Below are 21,307 nucleotides of genomic sequence, written 5' to 3' on the forward strand. Positions count from 1 at the left end.
TCGCTCCACGCCGGGCCGGGGCAGGAGACCACATCACCGGCCCGCGTCGGAGAAACGGCCCGGGCCCGAGGAAACGGGGGGTGCATGAGCACGGAAGCGCGCCGCGCCTCCCTCCCCCCGCACCAGGGGACCCCGCCCCGCCCGGAGACCCCGCCGCCCCCCGGCACCCCGCCCCGCCCCGCCACGCCGCCTGCGCCGTCCGCGCCACCGCGCACCGGCACCCGGCCGGCCCCGGAGCCCCAGCCGCACCCCGGCACCCCGCCGCTCGCGCCGGACGCGGGCGTCCCGCGACGTCCCGCCGCTCCGCCGCGCCCCGTGGGCCCGCCCCGGCCGGCACAGCCGTCGGCGGCGCCCGGCGGCGCCCCGGCCGGGACGGACCGGCGTACGCCGGTCGCGCCGCCCCGCTCCGCCCCCCGGCACACGGAGGCACGCGACGCGAACACCCGGCGCTTCGACGGGTCCCGCGCCGCCGACGTGTCCCCGTCGGCCGACGACGTGTCCCCGTCCGCCGCCGACGACGGCGTCCCCGGACCGCGCACGGCGAGGGAGCAGGACCCGGGAGACGGGCCCGGCAGCCGGGACACAGGCCGGGCCGCCCCGCGTCGGGAGGACGACCGCAAGGCCCCGGACGCCGGTGCCGGGCCGCGTTTTCCGGGCCTGCGGCCCGGCGATCCCCGGGCCACCGAGCCCGCGCCTCCGCCTCCCCGCGCCTCCGCCCGTTTCCCCGACACCCCGCCCACCGTCGGCCGCGGTGGCCCGGGGGAGGCCGGGGTGCGGCGGGCCCACCGTCCGGCGCCGCCCGCACCGCGCCGCCCCGGCACACCCGCCTCCGACGCCTCCGCGGCGACTTCGCCGGGCGCCGGCGCGACGCGGCCGTCCCGGCGCGGCCCGATGACGCCCCCGTCCGCCGGCCCGGGCGCACCCGCCGACACCCCGCGCGACCGCACCTCGGCGTCCCCGGAGGCCCCGTCCGAGACGACCCGGCGCCTCCGCCCCGTCCCGGCGGAACCGGAACGGGCGGCAGCGCCGCGCCCCGGGTCCGGCCCGACGGGCGGGACGGTCGCCGCCCCCGACCCCGGGCGGTCCTGGAGCGCTCCGACGGCGACCGGCGAGGGGCGGCCCCGGGTGTCGTTCGGGGAGCCCGAGGGGTACGACGAGCACGCCCGCCCGCGCCCGTTCGGTGAGCGGGGACGGGGCCGGGGGCGGGCGCAGGCCCTCGCCGCGGCCGTCTGCCTCGTGCTGGGGCTGGGACTGGTGACGGGCGCCGTCACCGGCAGCTGGCTCGCCGGGGACTCGGGCGACGACGGTGCGCGCGGCGCGTTCGCCGAGGCGGGAGACCTGTGGCACAGCGTGCCGGTCGACCAGCTGTTCCCGCCCACCGTGCGGGGACAGGGCGCCGGACCCGGCGGCGCCGACCGCACCTGGACGCGGGTCGCCGTCGCGCCGGACAGCGGCTGCGAGGGCGCCTTCGACCCGCTGCTGGCCAAGCTCCTCGACCCCGTCGGCTGCCGGCGTCTGCTGCGCGCCACCTACACCGACGCCACCCAGAGCCACGTCACCACCGTCGGCCTGCTCTTCACCAAGGCCGACGCCGCCGCCATGACCTCGCTGGCGGGCCGGTTCGAGAAGGAGGACCTGGGCCGCCGGGAGGACCTCATGCCGCTGCCGTACGCCGCCGAGGGCACCGTCGCCGCCGGCTTCGGCGCGCGGCAGCGGGCCTCGTGGACCGTCTCCGTCCTCACCGACGGCCCCGTCGTCGTCTACGCCGTCTCCGGCTGGGCCGACGGCCGCGGCGTCGACGAGCCCGAGCCCGCCGAGGAGGCCATGGAGTCCGGCGCGGGCTCGGCCCCCGCCCAGGCCGGCCTCGGCCACGAGGCGCAGGGCCTCGCCGACCGCGTCGAACGCGCCCTGCGCAAGAACGTCGGCCCGGCCACGGAGCGTCCGTCGTGAAGACCGCCGACCCCGCTGCGGGCCCCGCCGCCCCCGTGCCGCACACCGGCGCCCGCGGGAAGGGCGCCCTGGGGCTCCTCCTCGCCGCCGCCCTGGTCCTCGTCCCGGCGCCCGCCGCGCACGCCGACGGCATCCGCGCCCAGCAGTGGGCCCTGGACGCCCTGCACACCGACGAGGCCTGGCGCACCACCAGGGGCGCGGGCGTCACCGTCGCCGTCCTGGACACCGGGGTCGAGGCCGACCACCCCGACCTGGCGGGCAACGTCCTCGACGGCAAGGACCTGGTCGGCTTCGGCGCGCGCGAGGGAGACCGCGCCTGGGCCCGGCACGGCACGGCCATGGCAGGGATCATCGCCGGTCACGGCCACGGCGCCGGCAACGCGGAGGGCGCCATGGGCGTCGCCCCGGAGGCGAAGATCCTGCCCCTGCGCGTCATCCTGGAGGACGGCGACCCCTCCCGCGCCAAGGCCCGCAAGACCCGCGGCAACGCCCTCGCCGAGGGCATCCGCTGGGCCACCGACCACGGCGCCGACATCATCAACCTCTCCCTGGGCGACGACTCCGCCTCCGCCCACCCCGAACCCGCCGAGGACGAGGCCATCCAGTACGCCCTGAGGAAGGGCGTGGTCGTCGTCGCCTCGGCCGGCAACGGAGGGGAGAAGGGCGACCACGTCTCCTACCCGGCCGCCTACCCGGGCGTGATCGCCGCGACCGCCGTCGACCGCTACGGCACCCGCGCCTCCTTCTCCACCCGCCGCTGGTACGCCACGGTCAGCGCCCCCGGTGTCGACGTGATCATCGCCGACCCGGACCACCGCTACTACGAGGGCTGGGGCACCAGCGCCGCCTCGGCCTTCGTCTCCGGTGCCGCCGCCCTGGTCAAGTCGGCCCACCCGGACCTCACCCCCGCCCAGGTCAAGTCCCTCCTGGAGGACACGGCCCGCAACGCCCCCGCAGAGGGCCGCGACGACTCCCGCGGCTACGGCTTCGTCGACCCCGCCGCGGCCATCGAGGCGGCCGGACGCCTGGAGCCGCGGGGCCTGAAGCCGGCGGCCCACGGTGACGAGTACTTCGGCTCCGGGCCGGAGGCCGCCACCTCCGACGACTCCACCGCCGCCTGGGCGGCACCCCTCGCGGGCGGCGCGGGCGGCGTCATGATCGTCGCGGCCGTCGTCCTGTGGCGGGGCCGCCGCGGACGCTACGAGGACTTCTGACCGGAGGCCGCGCCGTCCTCCCCGGGCGGGACCGCCCCGCGGAAGACGGACACCGCCGTCCGCGCCGCCGCCTCGGCGAGCGCGATCCCCTCCGCCAGGCTCGCGCTGCCGCGGGACAGGACCGCCACCAGACGGTCGCGGCCGCCCGTCGTGACCCTCCCGATGCTGTCGACCACCCACAGCCCGGTGGTGCCGCGCCGCAGCCAGCCGTTCTTCAACGCCCACGCCGAGCCACCGGCATTGTCGGCCGCGGCCGACACACCCCACCGCTGACCTTCGGTGATCCGCGCCATCAACCCGCCCACGTACGCCCGCGAGGCCTCGCTCAGCTCCGAGCCGTCCGCCACGAACACCTGCCGCAACAGCGCGACCTGGTCGGCGGCCGTGGTCCGCGTCAGCCCCCACAGGGGGCCGTCGCCTCCCCGGGTGCGGGTCAGTCCGAAGCGCGCGTTCCCGGCGTCGAGCCCGTCCGCGGCCCCGATCGCCCGCCACAGCGCCGACGCCGAGTCGTTGTCGCTCCGCTCGATCATCGCGACGGCGTGCGCCTCCTCCTCGGCGGTCGGCGCCCGCTTCGCGTCCTGGGCCCGGAGCAGCAGCACCGCCAGGATGTCGACCTTGACGATGCTCGCCGTCTCGTAGAGGCCCGAGCCGTACGAGGCGCTCCCGCCCGTGGCCGGGTCGGACACCGCCACCGACACCTCGGCGCCGTCCGGCACGGGCACCGACGCCATGGCCGAGGCCAGCAGCGCGTCGCGGTCCTCGACCGGGTCGCCCGGCCGGACGCCCGTCCTCACGGAGCGGGGACCGGACCGCCGGGCCGGAACCGCTCCACCCCGACGATGTGCCGCACCTTCACCGGACGCACGACCACCGCGATCCGCCGCTCCCCGGGCATGAGCCACTCGAAGCGCTCGCTGCCCAGGTACTTGCGGGCCAGCCGGTCCATCCGGTCGTGCGCCTCCGGGCCCTCGACGAAGCGGGACACCACTCCGCTGATCTGCACGCGGTCGAAGGCGTCGGCGGCGTCCGCGTGCGAGAGGTAGACCCGGGGGTCGCGGCGCAGGTTCTCCTCCTTCACCCGGCCCGCCGAGGTGTTGAAGGTCAGCTCGTTCTCCCCCTCCAGGTCCACCCACATGGGGCTGACCTGCGGCGCTCCGTCGGCGAACACGGTGCCGACGTACCAGATGTGGGGAGCTCGCAGCCGGGCGCGGACGGCGTCGTCGAAGGTCGCGGTCATCCGGCGAGGCTACCAACCATGATCACCGGGCCGGTCCGCACGCTCGCGAGGTGGGCCTCGTCGAGCTGTCCGGGCCCTCGACTAGGGTCGGGACCGTGGCGAACAAGAACATCCCCGACTCCGGCTACTCCGACGACGACGGCTCGGCCGACCCCCGGCTGAGCGCGGCGCTCGCCGCCTGGGCAGCGGACCGGACCGCCCTGGCCCCCGTACTGGAGGCCCTCAAGGGCGCCCGGCTGCTCGTGCCCGTCGTGGCCGTCCTCGGTGAGGTGGAGGAGGGCAGTCAAGAAGGGCGCGAAGCCCCTTGGAAGGGTGGTGGTGGGCGACGGGGGGGCGGGCTGCGGCGGGAGAAGACCAGCGACATGGCGGTCCCGACGCTGAAGGCCGGCGACCGCACCGCCCTGCCCGCCTTCACCTCCACCGAGTCGCTGGCCCGCTGGGACCCCGCGGCCCGCCCCGTCGCCGTACCCGTGCACCAGGCCTTGCAGGCGGCCGCGCACGAGAAGGCGGACACGGTGGTCCTGGACCTGGCCGGACCGGTGCCCTTCGAGCTGACCGGCGCGGTGCTGCTGGCGCTGGCCGAGGGGCGTACGACGACCGATCCGCTGGCCGACCCGGCCGTCGCGGAGGCGGTGCGCACCGCCGTCGCCGCCGAGCCCGCCGTGCTCCGGGCCCACCTCGGGCCGGGGCGCGCCGACGGCACCCTCGCGCTGCAACTGGACCCCGGGGCCGACCCGGCCACGGCCGCCCGGGCCGTCGCCGAGCGTCTCGCCGCCGACGAGACGCTGAGGGCCCGCCTGGTGCGCGGCCTCGACCTGGCACTGCTGCCGGCCGGGGCGACGCCGCCGGGCGAGCCCTTGTACGTGCGGGGGTAGCCCGGCCGCGTACGGCACAGCTGGGCCACACGGGGGGCAGCTCAGCCGTAGACCCGGCCCGTGTACTTCTCGCCCGGGCCCTGGCCCGGCTCGTCGGGGACGAGCGAGGCCTCGCGGAAGGCCAGCTGGAGCGACTTCAGCCCGTCGCGCAGCGGCGCCGCGTGGAACGAGCTGATCTCCGTCGCCGACGCGTCCAGCAGACCGGCCAGCGCGTGCACCAGCTTCCGGGCCTCGTCCAGGTCCTTGTGCGCGTCGCCCTCCTCGGTCAGCCCCAGCTTCACGGCGGCGGCGCTCATCAGGTTGACGGCGACCGTCACGATCACCTCGACCGCCGGGACCTCGGCGATGTCGCGGGTCATGGCGTCGAAGTCGGGCGTCTCAGGAGGGGTCTCACTCATGCGCCCACGATAGGCGCAGCGCGCGACCCGGCCCCACCCGGTCTCGGTTAGCCCTTCCCCCGCCGAGCTGCTAACCTTGTGTAACGACCGGTCGGACACGCACGCCCACGGCAGCGAGTCCGGCCCACAAGTGGAGGCTCCGAACTCCCACCTGGCCGTCCTCAGGACGGCGGGTCACCGGTCAGGCGGTCCCGTCCAGCGGCGGTGACCAGCCCGAGATCGCGCCCCGCGGCCATCGCGGCGGTGCTCCGGTAGTAGTTCCAGGAGCCCCGCCTGTGATCGTCCGGGGCATTTTTGTTGCGCCGGCGCGGTTAGGTCTATCGAACACAGACGTTACGCGGCTGTCCGCCAGACCGTCGCGTGGTGCTACCGAGGAGGATCCATCAGCGCCGAGCCCCGCATCAACGACCGGATTCGCGTTCCCGAGGTGCGACTTGTCGGTCCCAGCGGCGAGCAGGTCGGGATTGTCCCGCTTGCCAAGGCCCTGGAGCTTGCGCAGGAGTACGACCTCGATCTCGTAGAGGTCGCGGCGAACGCCCGTCCGCCCGTGTGCAAGCTCATGGACTACGGGAAGTTCAAGTACGAGTCGGCCATGAAGGCCCGTGAGGCGCGCAAGAACCAGGCGCACACGGTCATCAAGGAGATGAAGCTCCGGCCGAAGATCGACCCGCACGACTATGACACCAAGAAGGGTCACGTCGTTCGGTTCCTCAAGCAGGGCGACAAGGTCAAGATCACGATCATGTTCCGTGGTCGCGAGCAGTCCCGGCCGGAGCTCGGCTACCGACTGCTGCAGCGTCTCGCGGAGGACGTGGCCGACCTCGGGTTCGTGGAGTCGAACCCGAAGCAGGACGGCCGCAACATGATCATGGTCCTCGGTCCGCACAAGAAGAAGACCGAGGCGATGGCCGAGGCTCGCCAGGCGCAGGAAGCCCGCAAGGCGGACGCGAAGGCCAACCCCGGCAAGTCGCAGAACGCCGCGGAGGCCGACGACGTCGACGAGGTGGACGCCGAGGCTCCGGCCGAGGCTCCCGCCGAGGCGTGACTCCGGGGGACCCAGGTCCCCAGGACGTAACCGATACAAGCGACGCTCCACCGTGCCCGGTTTCACGACCGGGCACCGGAGCGCCACCGACGAGGAGAGAACGGCGCTATGCCGAAGAACAAGTCGCACAGCGGTGCCAGCAAGCGCTTCAAGATCACCGGCTCCGGCAAGGTGCTCCGTGAGCGCGCCGGCAAGCGCCACCTGCTCGAGCACAAGTCGTCCCGCGTGACGCGTCGCCTCACCGGCAACGCCGAGATGGCCCCGGGCGACGCCGCGAAGATCAAGAAGCTTCTCGGCAAGTGACGTCACGGCGCCCTCTCTGAGCGCCGTACGTCTGGACCGGGACCCCATCGATACCGGGCCGCGTGAGCATCCCCGCGGCCCCGCTACAAGGAGTTAACAAGTGGCACGCGTCAAGCGGGCAGTCAACGCCCACAAGAAGCGCCGGGCGATCCTCGAGCAGGCCTCCGGCTACCGCGGTCAGCGTTCGCGCCTGTACCGCAAGGCCAAGGAGCAGGTCACCCACTCGCTGGTCTACAACTACAACGACCGCAAGAAGCGCAAGGGTGACTTCCGCCAGCTGTGGATCCAGCGCATCAACGCCGCTGCCCGCGCCAACGGCATCACGTACAACCGCTTCATCCAGGGTCTGAAGGCCGCCAACATCGAGGTGGACCGCAAGATCCTGGCCGACCTGGCCGTCAACGACGCCGCCGCGTTCGCCGCGCTCGTCGAGGTCGCCCAGAAGGCGCTGCCGAGCGACGTGAACGCGCCGAAGGCCGCGTGAGGCTGCGCCGGCTCTGAGCCGACGTCGAAGGACCCGCAGGCTTCGAGCCTGCGGGTCCTTCGATTGCCGCCCGACGCACCGTCCTCGTCCGCGGGTGCGTCGTGGCTGGTCGCGCAGTTCCCCGCGCCCCTGAGGGGCGCGCCCGCACCCGGCGTCGACTACTTGTGAAGGTGAAGAATCGCATGCGCCCCGCCGCCCCCGAGCTGATCTCCCCCCGTTCCCCCCGGGTTCTTGCCGCGCGGCGGCTGGCGAAGCGGAACTTCCGGGGGAAGGAGCGGCTGTTCCTCGCCGAGGGGCCGCAGGCCGTGCGGGAGGCCGCGGGGTACGAGGACACCCTCGTCGAGGTGTTCGCCACCGTCGAGGCCGCCGAGCGCTACGCCGACATCATCGGCGCCGCCCGTGACGCGGGCGCCCGGGTCCACCTCGCCGCCGAGCAGGTGATCGAGGACATCTCCACCACCGTCACCCCGCAGGGCCTGGTCGGGGTCTGCCGCTTCCTGGACACCCCCTTCGACGAGATCCTCGCCGCCCGCCCGAAGCTGGTCGCCGTCCTCGCCCACGTCCGCGACCCCGGCAACGCCGGCACCGTACTGCGCTGCGCCGACGCCGCCGGCGCCGAGGCGGTCGTCCTCACCGACGCCTCCGTCGACCTGTACAACCCCAAGGCCGTCCGCGCCTCCGTCGGCTCCCTGTTCCACCTGCCGGTCGCCGTGGGCGTACCCGTCGAGCACGCCGTCGCCGGCCTCCGGGACGCCGGTGTGCGGATCCTCGCCGCCGACGGCGCGGGCGAGCACGACCTCGACGCCGAACTGGACGAGGGCACCATGGGCGGCCCCACGGCCTGGGTCTTCGGCAACGAGGCCTGGGGGCTCCCGGAGGAGACCCGGGCGCTCGCCGACGCCGTGCTGCGTGTCCCGATCCACGGAAAGGCCGAGAGTCTGAACCTCGCGACCGCCGCCGCCGTATGTCTCTACGCGTCGGCGCGTGCACAGCGCGCCGCCGGAGGGTGCCGCTCCGTCACCAAGGACTAGTAGGGTGACCAGCTCAAGGCCCCTGAGCGGTTGAGAGGTGGGGTACGGGGATGAGCGTCGGCACGAGCAGCGCACCGGGAGCACGCCAGGCGCCGCGTCCGCCCGCGCCCCGCGCGCCCGGCGACCTCGCCGACCTCGGCATCGACCCCGACCAGCTGCCCGACGGCCTCGTCGTCGCGGACGAGCGGGGCCGCGTCGTCTGCTTCAACGCCGCCGCCGCGCGCATCACGGCGGTCGCCGCGGCCGACGCCCTCGGGCAGCCGCTGGAGAAGGCCCTCCCCCTGGAGGACCTGGAGGGCCGCCGCTGGTGGCAGCTGACCGACCCCTACGGCGGCCTCGCCATCCGCGTGGGCCAGCCCGAACGCAACCTCCTGCTGCCCGCCGGCCGGGAGGTCCTCGTCTCCGCCCGCTACGTCCGCACCGAGCCCACCGGCCCCGTCCACCGCGTCGTCGTCACCCTGCGCGACACCGAGGCCCGCCGCCGTACCGAACGCAGCCACGCCGAGCTGATCGCCACCGTCGCCCACGAACTGCGCTCGCCGCTCACCTCCGTCAAGGGCTTCACGGCCACCCTGCTGGCCAAGTGGGAGCGGTTCACCGACGACCAGAAGCGGCTGATGCTCGAGACCGTGGACGCCGACGCCGACCGTGTCACCCGGCTCATCGCCGAGCTGCTGGACATCTCCCGCATCGACTCGGGCCGGCTGGAGGTCCGCCGCCAGCCCGTCGACATCGGTGCCGCCGTCGGCCGCCACATCCAGGCCTACGTCGCCGCGGGCCAGGAGGCCGACCGCTTCCTGCTCCGCGTCTCCCAGCCGCTGCCCGACCTGTGGGCCGACCCCGACAAGGTCGACCAGGTGCTGGGCAACCTGCTGGAAAACGCGGTGCGCCACGGCGAGGGAACCGTCACCATTGACGTCACGCCCACGGCGTCCCCCCGCGAGGGAGAGGACACCGGCACGTCGGTCACGGTGAGCGACGAAGGGGCAGGCATCCCGGAGGAGTCCATGAACCGCGTCTTCACCCGCTTCTGGCGGGGCAGCAAGCGCGGCGGCACCGGCCTCGGGCTGTACATCGTCAAGGGCATCGTCGAGGCCCACGGCGGCACCATCACGGTCGGCCGCGCCCCCGGCGGCGGCGCCGAGTTCCGATTTACGTTGCCCGTGGCGGCCCCGGCCTACCTGGCCTGAGCGGCCCCACGGGCGCGGTCGCGTTCCACAGCCCCGTTAGACTCGGACTTTGGCACCTTTGCGTCCAGCTCCGCAGACCATCGTCTCCGGACCGTAGACGGGGCGTCCCAGCCAGCCAATCGGAAGCACGGGAAGAGATGTCGGCACCGAATAAGTCGTACGACCCGGTCGAGGTCGAGGCGTTGAAACCGGAAGAGATCGAGCGCATGCGGGACGAGGCGCTCGCCGCCTTCGCCGCCGCGGGCTCCCTCGACGCGCTCCAGGAGGCGAAGGTCGCCCACACCGGCGGCACCTCCCCGCTGGCGCTGGCCAACCGCGAGATCGGCGCCCTGCCGCCGCAGGCCAAGGCCGAGGCGGGCAAGCGCGTCGGCATGGCCCGCGGCGCCGTGAACAAGGCCCTCGCGGCCCGCCAGGAGGAGCTGGAGGCCGAGCGCGACGCGCGGGTCCTGGTCGAGGAGGCCGTGGACGTCACGCTGCCCTACGACCGGGTACCGGCCGGCGCCCGGCACCCCCTCACCACGCTCTCCGAGCGCATCGAGGACGTCTTCACGGCCATGGGCTACGAGGTCGCCGAGGGCCCCGAGGCCGAGGCCGAGTGGTTCAACTTCGACGCCCTCAACATCGGCCCGGACCACCCGGCCCGAGGCGAGGCCGACACCTTCTTCGTCCAGGGCCCCGACGGCGGCAGCGAGTCCGGCGTGGTGCTGCGTACCCACACGTCGCCCGTGCAGATCCGCTCCGCGCTCGACCGCGAGCTGCCGGTCTACGTGATCTGCCCCGGCCGCGTGTACCGCACCGACGAGCTGGACGCCACGCACACCCCCGTGTTCCACCAGGTCGAGCTGCTCGCCATCGACGAGGGCCTGACCATGGCGGACCTCAAGGGCACCCTGGACCACATGGTCCAGTCGCTGTTCGGCGCGGAGATGAAGACCCGGCTGCGGCCGAACTTCTTCCCCTTCACCGAGCCGTCCGCCGAGATGGACATGCTCTGCTACGTCTGCAGGGGCGCGTCCGTCGGCAACCCCGACCGGCCCTGCCGCACCTGCTCCAGCGAGGGCTGGATCGAGCTGGGCGGCTGCGGCATGGTCAACCCGCGGGTGCTCACCGCCTGCGGCGTCGACCCGGAGAAGTACAGCGGCTTCGCCTTCGGGTTCGGCATCGAGCGGATGCTGATGTTCCGCCACAACGTCGAGGACATGCGAGACATGGTCGAGGGTGACGTCCGGTTCACCCGGCCGTTCGGGATGGAGATCTGATGCGGGTCCCGCTTTCCTGGCTGCGGGAGTACGTCGACCTGCCGGCCACACAGACCGGCCGCGACGTGCAGGCCAAGCTGATTTCGGCCGGCCTCGAGGTCGAGACCGTCGAGCACCTCGGTGCCGACCTCAAGGGCCCCCTGGTCGTCGGCCAGGTCCTCACCATCGAGGAGCTGGAGGGCTTCAAGAAGCCCATCCGCTTCTGCACCGTGGACGTCGGCCAGGCCAACGGCACCGGTGAGCCCCAGGAGATCGTCTGCGGCGCCCGCAACTTCGCGGTCGGCGACAAGGTCGTCGTGGTCCTCCCCGGCGCCACCCTGCCCGGCGGCTTCTCGATCTCCGCCCGCAAGACGTACGGCAAGACGTCCCACGGCATGATCTGCTCCGGCGACGAGCTGGGCATGGGCGACGACGGCAGCCACGGCATCATCGTGCTGCCGCCCGAGACCGAGGTCGGCAAGGACGCCATCGAGCTGCTCGAACTGGTCGACGAGGTGCTGGACATCGCCGTCACCGCCAACCGCGGCGACTGCCTGTCCATCCGCGGCGTCGCCCGCGAGACCGCCATCGCCTACGGCCTGCCGCTGCGCGACCCGGCGCTGCTCGACGTGCCCGCCCCGAACGCCTACGGCTACCCGGTGAAGATCGCCGACCCGACCGGCTGCGACCGCTTCACCGCCCGCACGGTCACCGGCCTCAGCGCCGAGGCGCGCTCCCCGATCTGGCTCCAGCGCCGGCTCCAGAAGGTCGGCATGCGCCCGATCTCGCTCGCCGTCGACGTCACCAACTACGTGATGATGGAGCTCGGCCAGCCCCTGCACGCCTACGACCGGTCCCTGGTCCAGGGCACCATCGGCGTGCGCCGTGCCGAGGAGGGCGAGAAGATCGTCACCCTCGACGGCGTCGAGCGGAAGCTGCACGCCGAGGACCTGGTCATCACCGACGACCGCGGGCCGATCGGCCTCGCCGGTGTCATGGGCGGCGCCAACACGGAGATCGCCGACCACGGGGACGCCGAGAGCGCCACGAGTGACGTGGTCATCGAGGCCGCCCACTTCGACCAGGTGGCCATCGCGCGCACCGCCCGCAGGCACAAGCTGTCCTCCGAGGCGTCCCGCCGCTTCGAGCGCGGCGTCGACCCGCAGGCCGCCGCCGCCGCCGCGCAGCGCACCGTCGACCTGCTGGTGCTCCTCGCGGGCGGCACCGCCGAGTCCGGCGTCACGGAGCTGAGTGCCCCGCCGGTGCCGCACACCATCAGCCTGCCTGCCGACCACCCGGACAAGGTCGCGGGTGTGACCTACGGCCGCGAGACCGTCGTGCGCCGCCTCCAGGAGGTCGGCTGCGATGTGTACGGGCAGGACGAGCTGATCGTCACCGTCCCGTCCTGGCGGCCGGACCTCGCCGACCCCAACGACCTGGCCGAAGAGGTCATCCGCCTGGAGGGCTACGAGAACCTGCCCGCCACGCTGCCGAGGCCCTCCGCGGGTCGCGGCCTGACCGCCCGCCAGCGCCTGCACCGCCGCGTCGGACGCGCCCTGGCCGGCGCCGGGTACGTCGAGGCGCCGAACTACCCGTTCGTCAGCGAGCAGGTCTTCGACCAGCTCGGACTGGACGCCGACGACCCGGCCCGCCGCGTCGTGAAGCTGGTCAACCCGCTCAGCGACGAGGAGCCCGCGCTGCGGACCTCGCTGCTGCCGGGCCTGCTCGGCGCGCTGCGCCGCAACGACGGCCGGGGCTCGCACGACCTCGCGCTGTTCGAGACCGGTCTGGTCTTCCACCCGCGCGACGAGCGGCCCGTCGCCGCGAACCTGCCCGTGGACCGGCGGCCCGACGCCGACGACCTCGCCGCGCTGGACGCCGCGCTGCCCGACCAGCCGCGGCACGTCGCCGTCGTCCTGGCCGGCGCCCGTGAGCAGGCCGGCTGGTGGGGCAAGGGCCGTCCGGCCGACTGGGCCGACGCGGTCGAGGCCGCCCGGACCGTCGCCCGCGAGGCCGGTGCCGAACTGGGCACCCGCAAGGGCCAGTACGGGCCCTGGCACCCGGGCCGCTGCGCCGAGCTGATCCTCACGGTCGACGGTGCGGAGCGGGTCGTCGGGCACGCCGGCGAGCTGCACCCGCGCGTGCTGAAGACGCTCGGGCTGCCCGCGCGCAGCTGTGCGATGGAACTCGACCTCGACGCGGTGCAGCGGGCCGGGGACGACACCCCGCAGGCACCGGCCATCTCCACCTTCCCGGTCGCCACGCAGGACGTCGCCCTGGTCGTCGACGCCTTCGTGCCGGCGGCCGACGTCGAGGCCGCGCTGCGCGACGGCGCCGGTGAACTGCTGGAGTCGATCCGGCTGTTCGACGTCTACGACAACGCGGAGCAGCTCGGCGAGGGGCGCAAGTCCCTCGCGTACGCGCTGCGCTTCCGTGCGCAGGACCGGACGCTGACGGTCGACGAGGCGTCGGCCGCCCGCGACGCGGCGGTCGCCCTCGCGGGCGAGCGGGTCGGAGCGGCGCTGCGCAGTTAGCGACGGTGCGCCCAAGGGGCGGGGGTTTCTGCCGACCGGCGGCCGCAAGCAGTCGGCGGCTGGTCGCGCAGTTCCCCGCGCCCCTTGAGGGACGTCACCTGAACGTCGCCGAGGGGCGCGGGGGCCGGCGGAGCCGTCCGCCCCGCCACGGAGTGTCGGGCAGGCAACGGGGCGGACGGCGGTAGCGGGCCGCCGCACTGTACGAGGGGGAGCCGACGGCCCGGCCGGCCTCTTTCGAGGCAGCTCAGTCAACCGGCCCGGAACTCTCCGCGACAGCGCGCACACGGTACGGATGCGCGTACTCCGTTCACACCCCGTGTGAGGACCGACGCACTACGCTGTCGGCACCGAATCACCGGGGGCATCCATGCAGCCCAACACCCTGCTCGACGCGATCCTGGACGAGGCCGGAATCTCGCACGCGGGACTGGCCGCGCACGTCAACCAGGCGGGGCGGGCACGCGGGCTCGCCCTGCGATACGAACACACCGCCGTCGCGCGGTGGTTGAAGGGCCAGCGTCCGCGCGGCCAGGTGCCCGACCTGATCTGCGAGGTCCTCGCGTCCCGGCTGCACCGCCCCGTCACCCTGGACGACATCGGGCTCGGCGTGCCCGGGGAGCCGGCCGCCCCGCACACCGGCTCCCTCTCCGGGTTCGTGGAGCGCGCGACCGCCCTGTGGCGCTCCGACCAGCAGGAGCGCCCGCACATCCTCGGCGCCCCCGCGCTCACCGGCACACCGGCCGTGATGCCCGTGTGGGAGTGGGAGAACCCGCCCGAGGACGTGGACGTCTCCCGTGGGGGCCGGCACCGGGTCACCCCGGCCGACCTGGAGATGCTGCGCTGCGCCCGCGCCCACTACGAGCAGCTCTACCGCAAGGCCGGCGGCATAGCGACCCGCGCCCGCATCGTCGGCTTCCTCAACTCCGAGGCCGCCCCCCTGCTGCGCGGCGGCTACACCGACGCCACCGGCCGCCAGCTCCACCGGGCCACCGGAGGACTGGTCGCGGTCGCCGGCATCTGCGCCTACGACTCCGACGCACACGGCCTGGCCCAGCGCTACTTCCACCAGGCCCTGCGGCTCGCCAAGGCCAGCGGGGACCGGGGCCTGGGCGCCTACGTCATCGCGCTGCTGGTCAACCAGGCGCTGTTCATGCGGGAGTACCGCCAGGCCGTCGCCTTCGCCGAGGCCGCCCTGCGCGCCGCCGGCCGGCACATCACCCCCGCCCTCGCCTCCGACCTCTACGCGATGCAGGCCAAGGCGTACGCCCACCTCGGCGACGGCACGAGCGCCCTGTCCTGCATCCGGCGGGCCGAGCAGGCCGCCGAGCGCATCCGGCGCGGGTACGAACCCGACGAGACCGGCTATGTCCAGCCCGGCCTGGTCAACGTCCAGGTGGCCGAGGCCCTGTTGAGCCTCGGGGAACTCGCGGCGGCCGGAGAGCACGCCGCGGCGGCCGTCGACAACCCCGCGCACGACCGGGGCCGGGTGCACCGGCTCGCCATGCTCAGCACCATCGAACTGCGCCGGGGCAACGCCGACAAGGCGGTGGCCACCGCGGTGCAGATGGCCGAACAGGCCCGGGGCATGGAGTCGCAGCGCCTGCGCGACCGGCTCCGCGCGGTGCGCGAGCACCTGGTGCGCAGCGGCGGCGCGGGCACCGCCGAGGCCGCCGAACTCATCGACGGAGCCCTGCGCGTACCGCTCTGACGTCCCCTGCCCGGGGCCCGCTGCGCCACCCCTGCGCCCCGAGCGGCCGCCGTGCGCCTGCTGTCGAGCCGTTCCTGCTGCGATATTGCCACCTACTCAAGGAAAGGTGGCAGAACCGTGCAGTGGACGAAACAGAGCGAACAAAATGTGTACGCAAATCGCTGGTTCAGCGTCAACCTCGCCGATGTCGCGCTCCCGGACGGCCGGCATCTCGACCACTTCCTCATACGCATGCGCCCCGTGGCCGTGGCCACGGTCGTGAACGCCGCGGGCGAGGTGCTCCTGCTGTGGCGGCACCGCTTCATCACCGACAGCTGGGGCTGGGAACTCGCGGCCGGCGTCGTCGAGGACGGCGAGGACGTCGCGGCGGCGGCGGCCAGGGAACTGGAGGAGGAGACCGGCTGGCGGCCGGGACCGCTGCGCCACCTCATGAGCGTGGAGCCGTCCAACGGGCTCACCGACGCCCGGCACCACATCTACTGGGCCGAGGAGGGCACGTACGTCGGACACCCCGTGGACGACTTCGAGTCGGACCGCCGCGAATGGGTCCCTCTCAAGCTCGTTCCCGACCTGGTCGCCCGGGGGGAGGTCCCGGCCGCGAACATGGCGGCCGCGTTACTCCTGCTGCACCACCTCAGGCTCGGGCAGGACGGCCCGCCCGGCCCGGACGGCATGGCCTGACGACCGGGGGATCAGCGTCCGAGGGCCTGCCAGACCGCCACCACCAGGGAGCCCACGCCCGTGACGACCGCGACCGAGGGCAGCGGCCAGCGGGCGTGCTCCAGGGTGGTCAGCCGTGCGTTCAGCTCGCTCAGCTCCTTGGCGGTCTCCTCGGTGCGGTGGGAGAGCAGAGCCAGCCCGCCCTCGACGCGGGCATAGGCCACGTCCAGCCGACGTCGTAACTCCGCGAGTTCTCCCTGGGCGACGGAATGCTCGGGATCGGCGGTCACGAAACCGCTCCTTTCCGTAGTCGTCTCACATCCCTTGCATGTGCATGGCGAGTCAACCCGCCTGGTGGGCGCCTGGGGAGAGTGTGCGAAAGGCATATGCGGGCCCGGAGCGCACACGCCGTGTGAACGCCGCGGGCCCGGCACCTCGTCAGGTGCCGGGCCCGCGCAGCGTCACTCTGCGTTTCAGCCGTACGAGTAGAAGCCCGAGCCGCTCTTGCGGCCGAGGCGGCCCGCGTCGACCATGCGCTGGAGCAGCGGGGGAGCGGCGTACAGCGGCTCCTTGTACTCCTCGTACATCGAGTACGCGACCGAGGCGACCGTGTCCAGGCCGATCAGGTCCGACAGCTTCAGCGGGCCCATCGGGTGGGCGCAGCCCATCTCCATGCCGTTGTCGATGTCCTCGCGGCTGGCGATGCCCGACTCGAACATCCGGATCGCGGAGAGGAGGTACGGGATCAGCAGCGCGTTGACCACGAAGCCCGAGCGGTCCTGGGCCCGGATCGCGTGCTTGCCGAGCACCTTCTCCGTGAAGAGCTGCGCCCGGCTGAGCGTGCCCTCGGAGGTGGTGAGCGCCGGGATCAGCTCGACGAGCTGCTGCACCGGGGCCGGGTTGAAGAAGTGGATGCCGATCACGTGGTCCGGCCGCGAGGTGGCGACCGCCAGCTTCACCAGCGGGATCGAGGAGGTGTTGGAGGCGAGGATCGCGTCCGGCCGGGTCACCACCTGGTCGAGGACCTGGAAGATCTCGGTCTTGACCTGCTCGTTCTCGACGACGGCCTCGATCACCAGGTCACGGTCGGCGAACTCGCCGAGGTCGGTGGTGAAGCTCAGCCGCGCCTGCGTCGCGTCCCGCTCCTCCTCGGTGATCTTGCCGCGCTCGGCGGCCTTGGTGAGCGAGTTGTACAACCGGGTCCGGCCGATCTCCAGCGCCTCGCCGGTGGTCTCGGCGACCATCACGTCCAGACCGGAGCGGGCGCACACCTCGGCGATGCCCGCTCCCATCTGACCGCAGCCCACCACGCCGACGCGTGTGATATCTCCCGAGATGCCGGTCACATCGTCCCTTTCGCTGACTCCACGGCTGTGGCAGCAGACGTGCCGGGGTCCCCGTCGTCTGCTCCGATCGAGCACGTTACCCCCGAATGGTCACGGATCCGTCTCCCGGGTCGGGCATGCTGAGGGCCCGTGCACGATCCGTGACCGTACGGATCCACAGCGTTCAGGAGGTTTCCCCATGGGCCGTGTCTCGCGTCGGGCGTTCGCGGTGGCGGCGTTGTCGGCGTTCACCATGGCGCCGCGCGCGTCGGCGGCGCCGGACTCACCGGTCGCTCCCACCCCGCCCGCGGCGCCGGCGCCGCCCTCGGGAGTGCCCGCGGGCCGCGCCGTCACCGGGATGCGCGGGATGTGGCTGGCCACCGTCGCCAACCGCGACTGGCCCACCCGCGCCGGGCTGCGCGCGGGCGAGCAGCGCGCCGAACTGGTCGCACTGCTCGACGCGGCGGTCCGGCAGGGCCTCAACACGGTCATCTTCCAGGTGCGCCCCACGGCCGACGCGCTGTGGCCGTCCGCCCATGAGCCGTGGTCGGAGTACCTGTCCGGCAGCCAGGGCCGCGACCCGGGCTGGGACCCGCTGGGCACGGCCGTCAAGGAGGCCCACGCCCGGGGCCTGGAGCTGCACGCCTGGTTCAACCCCTACCGCGTCGCCACCCACGACAACCCGGCGCACCTGGTGCCCTCCCACCCCGCGCGGAAGAACCCGGGCTGGGTGGTGCCCTACGGCGGGAAGCTCTACTACAACCCGGGGCTGCCCGAGGTCCGGGCCTTCGTCCAGGACGCGATGATGGACGCGGTGGAGAAGTACGCCGTGGACGGCGTCCACTTCGACGACTACTTCTACCCCTATCCGGTGGCGGGCCAGAGCTTCGCCGACGGCGGCACCTACAGCACCTACGGCGGTGACTTCGCCACCAAGGCCGCCTGGCGCCGGCAGAACATCGACCTGCTGGTGCGCGAGACGGCCGCCCGGGTCAAGAAGATCCGGCCGACCGCCCGCTTCGGGGTCAGCCCCTTCGGGGTGTGGCGCAACGCGGCCACCGACGCGAAGGGCTCCGACACCAGGGCCGGCGTGCAGACCTACGACGACCTGCACGCCGACACCCGCACGTGGGTGCGCGAGGGCTGGATCGACTACATCGTGCCGCAGCTGTACTGGAACACCGGCCTCGCGGCCGCCGACTACGCGAAGCTGGTGCCCTGGTGGGCGGAGGTCGCCAAGGGCAGCCGCACCCAGCTGTACATCGGCGAGGCGCTGTACAAGGCCGGCGATCCGGCGCAGCCCGCCCCCTGGCAGGATCCGGCCGAGCTGTCCCGCCACCTCACGCTGGCGCGGAACCATCCCGAGGTGCGCGGGCACGTCTTCTTCTCGGCGAAGGAGGTGGCCGAGGACCGGATCGGGGCGATGGCGCGGGTGAGCGCCGACCACTACGGCACGCCGGCGGCACGCCACCGGCCGCACCGGCCGGGAATCCCGGCCGGCCGGTTCTAGAGCCGGATCTCCCGGTGCCGGACCTCGGAGTCGGGGCCGGGTGAGCACACGGCCTCGTGGCCGTCCTCGAAGCGGACCCGGTACGGGGGAGCGCCTTGCGCGCCCATGACTTCCACGATCTCCGCGACCTTGTCGTGCTCACCCACCACCCTGCCGTGCTGGATCAGCTGGTCGCCCTTGGTTGCGTGCATGAGTGAGGCCTCCTCACCTGTGTGCCGCTCAACCCCGGGCCCGCTGGGTGACCGCGATGCACACGAGGACCGCCGCGGCCGTCAGCGGAGCGGCCACCGTCAGGTGCTCGCCCAGGAGAAGTACCGACCACACCAGTGTGAGCAGCGGCTGGGCCAGCTGCAACTGGCTGGCCTTCGGGATACCGATGGCCGCCATGCCCCGGTACCAGACGACCAGGCCGAGGAACTGCGAGCCGACCGCCACCCACAGCAGCCCGCTCACGCTGTGCGCGGTCAGGTGCACCGGTTCGAACGACAGGGCCACGGCGGCCATGGGCACGGTCAGCGGCAGGCACAGGACCAGCGCCCAGCCGATGACCTGCCACCCCGGCATCACCCGGGCCAGCCGGCCGCCCTCCGTGTAGCCGGCCGCGCACACCAGCAGGGCCGCGAACAGGTACGCGTCCGCCGCCGTGAGGGCGCCCCCGCTCTGCTGCACGGTGAAGGCGACCACGGCCGCCGCGCCGGCCAGCGCGGCGAGCCAGAAGCCGCGCGAGGGCCGGCTGCCGATGCGCAGCGCGGACAGCAGGGCGGTGGTCAGCGGAAGCAGGCCGACCACGACGGCGGCGTGCGCGGTGGTCGAGGTCCGCAGGGCGAGCGTGGTCAGCAGGGGGAAGCCCAGGACGACCCCCGCGCCCACCACCGCGATCCCGAACCAGTGCCGCTGCTCCGGCAGCCGTGTGCCCACCGCCAGCAGGCAGCCCCCGGCGATCACCGCGGCGAGGATGCTGCGTACGGCGATCAGCGACCACGGGCCGAAGCCCTCCAGGCCCCAGGCGGTGGCGGGGAAGGTGAGGGAGAAGGCCACCACGCCGAGGGCGGCCTGGAGCGTGCCGAGGGACCTGGTGCGGACGGCCCGGTCCGGCTCGCCCACGGCCCGGTCCGGATCGCCGACTGCTATCGAAGACGATGCGGTAGCGCTACTCTGTGCTCTCATGCACGAGCGTAGCAGTACCTCTGAGCTGGCGAACAAGCTGCGACGGGAACTCGACCGCTACTCGCCCGGCGGAAAGCTCCCGTCCAGCCGGGTCCTGGTCGACCGGTTCCGGGTGAGCCCGGTGACCGTCTCCCGTGCCCTGGCGCAGCTGGCCGCCGAGGGGCTCGTGGTCACCCGCCCCGGTGCCGGCGCCTTCCGGGCCGGGCCGCGCCCCTCGGCCGCACCCGCCGGGGACACCTCCTGGCAGGAGGTCACGCTCAGCGCCGACGGCGCCGCCGACCTCGTACCGCGCTCGGTCGACGCCTCCGGGGTCCTGGTCTCGCTGGCCGCGCCGCCGCCCGGGGTGGTGGAGTTCAACGGCGGTTACCTGCACCCCTCGCTCCAGCCGGAGCGGGCGATGGCGGCGGCCCTGTCCCGGGCCGGGCGGCGTCCCGGTGCGTGGGGCCGGCCGCCGATGGAAGGACTGCCGGAGCTGCGGGAGTGGTTCGCGCGCAGCATCGGCGGGGCCGTCACGGCGGCCGAGGTGCTGGTCACGGCGGGCGGCCAGTCCGCCCTGACCACCGCCCTGCGGGCGCTCGCTCCGCCCGGCGCCCCCGTCCTCGTCGAGTCCCCGACCTACCCCGGCATGCTGGCCATCGCGCGGGCGGCCGGCCTGCGCCCGGTGCCGGTCCCGGTGGACGCGGACGGGGTGCGGCCGGCCCTGCTCGCCGACGCCTTCCGGGCGACCGGCGCCCGCGTCTTCGTCTGCCAGCCCCTGTTCCAGAACCCGACCGGTGCCGTGCTCGCCCCCGAGCGGCGCGGCGAGGTGCTGCGCATCGCGCGCGAGGCCGGCGCCTTCGTCGTCGAGGACGACTTCGTACGGCGGCTGGTGCACGAGGACGCGGGCCCGCTTCCCGCGCCGCTCGCCGCCGACGACCCGGACGGCGTCGTCGTCCACGTCTGCTCGTTGACGAAGGCGACCTCGCCCAGTTTCCGGGTGAGCGCCCTGGCGGCGCGGGGGCCGGTGCTGGAGCGGCTGCGGGCCATCCAGATCGTCGACACCTTCTTCGTGCCCCGCCCGCTCCAGGAAGCGGCGCTGGAGCTGGTCGGCTCGCCCGCCTGGCCCCGCCACCTGCGGGTCGTCTCGACGGAGTTGAGGGCCCGCCGGGACGCGATGACCTCCGCGCTGCGGCTGTACCTGCCCGAGGTGTCCCTGCCCCACGTGCCCTCCGGCGGCTACCACCTGTGGCCGCGCCTGCCCGAGGGCACGGACGAGGCCGCGCTCACCGCGGCGGCCCTGCGCGCGGGCGTCGCCGTCACCCCGGGCCGCCCGTACTTCAGTGCCGAACCGCCCGCCGCCCATCTCCGGCTGAGCTTCGCGGCGGTCGCGGGCACCGGGGAGATCGCCGAAGGGGTACGACGGCTGCGTACGGCCTGCACCGAGGTGTGGGGCTGACGG

Annotated in this window: 21 protein-coding genes; 14 read left to right on the plus strand and 7 right to left on the minus strand. The window is 74.0% G+C overall.

Going from position 1 to position 21,307, the window contains the following annotated elements; genetic code table 11:
* Positions 1 to 84: 84 nt before the first annotated feature.
* Together AC07FV_RS22340 and mycP are read left to right on the plus strand one after the other, a co-directional pair.
* On the plus strand, positions 85 to 1,950 hold the full coding sequence (locus AC07FV_RS22340; protein ID WP_479089087.1) for a hypothetical protein: 1,866 nt from the start codon (positions 85 to 87) through the stop codon (positions 1,948 to 1,950).
* Positions 1,947 to 3,164: a type VII secretion-associated serine protease mycosin gene (gene mycP / locus AC07FV_RS22345; RefSeq protein WP_479089088.1), complete on the plus strand. Its 1,218-nt coding sequence runs from the start codon at positions 1,947 to 1,949 to the stop codon at positions 3,162 to 3,164. Before AC07FV_RS22340 ends, mycP begins: the two co-directional genes overlap by 4 nt.
* Here mycP and AC07FV_RS22350 read toward each other — a convergent pair.
* Together AC07FV_RS22350 and AC07FV_RS22355 are read right to left on the minus strand one after the other, a co-directional pair.
* Complete coding sequence (locus AC07FV_RS22350) at positions 3,149 to 3,895, minus strand: serine hydrolase (RefSeq protein WP_479089256.1); 747 nt, start codon at positions 3,893 to 3,895, stop codon at positions 3,149 to 3,151. The genes mycP and AC07FV_RS22350 overlap by 16 nt on opposite strands.
* A 59-nt stretch (positions 3,896 to 3,954) precedes the next feature.
* Positions 3,955 to 4,401 carry a TIGR03618 family F420-dependent PPOX class oxidoreductase gene (locus AC07FV_RS22355; protein ID WP_479089089.1) on the minus strand — a complete coding sequence of 149 codons (447 nt, stop codon included), beginning with the start codon at positions 4,399 to 4,401 and terminating at the stop codon, positions 3,955 to 3,957.
* Positions 4,402 to 4,496: 95 nt separating this feature from the next.
* Between AC07FV_RS22355 and AC07FV_RS22360 the strand changes: the two genes are divergently transcribed.
* Entirely contained in the window at positions 4,497 to 5,276 is a 780-nt protein-coding gene (locus tag AC07FV_RS22360) for an SseB family protein (protein WP_479089090.1), read from the plus strand.
* Positions 5,277 to 5,317: 41 nt separating this feature from the next.
* Here the strand turns inward: AC07FV_RS22360 and AC07FV_RS22365 are convergent, their stop codons facing one another.
* Complete coding sequence (locus tag AC07FV_RS22365) at positions 5,318 to 5,674, minus strand: DUF1844 domain-containing protein (protein WP_053128235.1); 357 nt, start codon at positions 5,672 to 5,674, stop codon at positions 5,318 to 5,320.
* Positions 5,675 to 6,056: 382 nt separating this feature from the next.
* Between AC07FV_RS22365 and infC the strand changes: the two genes are divergently transcribed.
* The 9 genes from infC (at position 6,057) to AC07FV_RS22410 (ending at position 15,888) form a co-directional block, all read left to right on the plus strand.
* Positions 6,057 to 6,719, plus strand: a complete 663-nt coding sequence (gene infC / locus AC07FV_RS22370; RefSeq protein ID WP_356606209.1) for a translation initiation factor IF-3 — start codon at positions 6,057 to 6,059, stop codon at positions 6,717 to 6,719.
* A gap of 108 nt (positions 6,720 to 6,827) precedes the next feature.
* Complete coding sequence (gene rpmI, locus AC07FV_RS22375) at positions 6,828 to 7,022, plus strand: 50S ribosomal protein L35 (protein ID WP_003977225.1); 195 nt, start codon at positions 6,828 to 6,830, stop codon at positions 7,020 to 7,022.
* A 100-nt stretch (positions 7,023 to 7,122) separates the two neighbouring features.
* Positions 7,123 to 7,506 (plus strand): 50S ribosomal protein L20, encoded by a 384-nt coding sequence (rplT, locus tag AC07FV_RS22380; RefSeq protein ID WP_053128232.1) that lies wholly within the window; start codon positions 7,123 to 7,125, stop codon positions 7,504 to 7,506.
* Between the two features lie 182 nt (positions 7,507 to 7,688).
* The gene (locus AC07FV_RS22385) at positions 7,689 to 8,537 is read left to right on the plus strand and encodes a TrmH family RNA methyltransferase (RefSeq protein ID WP_366768237.1); all 849 of its coding nucleotides are present in this window, start codon (positions 7,689 to 7,691) and stop codon (positions 8,535 to 8,537) included.
* A gap of 50 nt (positions 8,538 to 8,587) precedes the next feature.
* A complete protein-coding gene (locus AC07FV_RS22390) occupies positions 8,588 to 9,727 on the plus strand; it encodes a sensor histidine kinase (RefSeq protein WP_479089091.1) in 1,140 nt (379 codons plus the stop codon).
* Positions 9,728 to 9,864: 137 nt separating this feature from the next.
* Positions 9,865 to 10,986, plus strand: coding sequence for a phenylalanine--tRNA ligase subunit alpha (pheS, locus tag AC07FV_RS22395; protein ID WP_479089092.1), 1,122 nt, complete (start codon positions 9,865 to 9,867; stop codon positions 10,984 to 10,986).
* Positions 10,986 to 13,499, plus strand: coding sequence for a phenylalanine--tRNA ligase subunit beta (pheT, locus tag AC07FV_RS22400; protein ID WP_479089093.1), 2,514 nt, complete (start codon positions 10,986 to 10,988; stop codon positions 13,497 to 13,499). Before pheS ends, pheT begins: the two co-directional genes overlap by 1 nt.
* Positions 13,500 to 13,866: 367 nt before the next feature.
* A complete protein-coding gene (locus AC07FV_RS22405) occupies positions 13,867 to 15,207 on the plus strand; it encodes a transcriptional regulator (RefSeq protein WP_479089094.1) in 1,341 nt (446 codons plus the stop codon).
* Between the two features lie 117 nt (positions 15,208 to 15,324).
* Positions 15,325 to 15,888, plus strand: coding sequence for an NUDIX domain-containing protein (locus AC07FV_RS22410; protein ID WP_384702115.1), 564 nt, complete (start codon positions 15,325 to 15,327; stop codon positions 15,886 to 15,888).
* 11 nt (positions 15,889 to 15,899) lie between these two features.
* Here AC07FV_RS22410 and AC07FV_RS22415 read toward each other — a convergent pair whose 3' ends face one another.
* The gene (locus AC07FV_RS22415; protein ID WP_479089095.1) at positions 15,900 to 16,157 is read right to left on the minus strand and encodes a hypothetical protein; all 258 of its coding nucleotides are present in this window, start codon (positions 16,155 to 16,157) and stop codon (positions 15,900 to 15,902) included.
* A 183-nt stretch (positions 16,158 to 16,340) separates the two neighbouring features.
* Positions 16,341 to 17,213, minus strand: a complete 873-nt coding sequence (locus tag AC07FV_RS22420) for a 3-hydroxybutyryl-CoA dehydrogenase (protein WP_383646133.1) — start codon at positions 17,211 to 17,213, stop codon at positions 16,341 to 16,343.
* A 178-nt stretch (positions 17,214 to 17,391) separates the two neighbouring features.
* Between AC07FV_RS22420 and AC07FV_RS22425 the strand changes: the two genes are divergently transcribed.
* Positions 17,392 to 18,702, plus strand: a complete 1,311-nt coding sequence (locus tag AC07FV_RS22425) for a glycoside hydrolase family 10-like protein (RefSeq protein ID WP_479089096.1) — start codon at positions 17,392 to 17,394, stop codon at positions 18,700 to 18,702.
* Here the strand turns inward: AC07FV_RS22425 and AC07FV_RS22430 are convergent.
* A complete protein-coding gene (locus AC07FV_RS22430) occupies positions 18,699 to 18,893 on the minus strand; it encodes a DUF1918 domain-containing protein (protein ID WP_479089097.1) in 195 nt (64 codons plus the stop codon). The two genes, AC07FV_RS22425 and AC07FV_RS22430, sit on opposite strands and share 4 nt — an antisense overlap.
* A 28-nt stretch (positions 18,894 to 18,921) precedes the next feature.
* On the minus strand, positions 18,922 to 19,869 hold the full coding sequence (locus tag AC07FV_RS22435) for a DMT family transporter (protein ID WP_479089098.1): 948 nt from the start codon (positions 19,867 to 19,869) through the stop codon (positions 18,922 to 18,924).
* On the opposite strand from AC07FV_RS22435, the gene AC07FV_RS22440 reads away from it, so the two are divergent.
* Entirely contained in the window at positions 19,868 to 21,304 is a 1,437-nt protein-coding gene (locus AC07FV_RS22440; RefSeq protein WP_479089099.1) for an aminotransferase-like domain-containing protein, read from the plus strand. The two genes, AC07FV_RS22435 and AC07FV_RS22440, sit on opposite strands and share 2 nt — an antisense overlap.
* Positions 21,305 to 21,307: the final 3 nt, after the last annotated feature.

This window comes from Streptomyces sp. NPDC045956 (assembly GCF_056430705.1).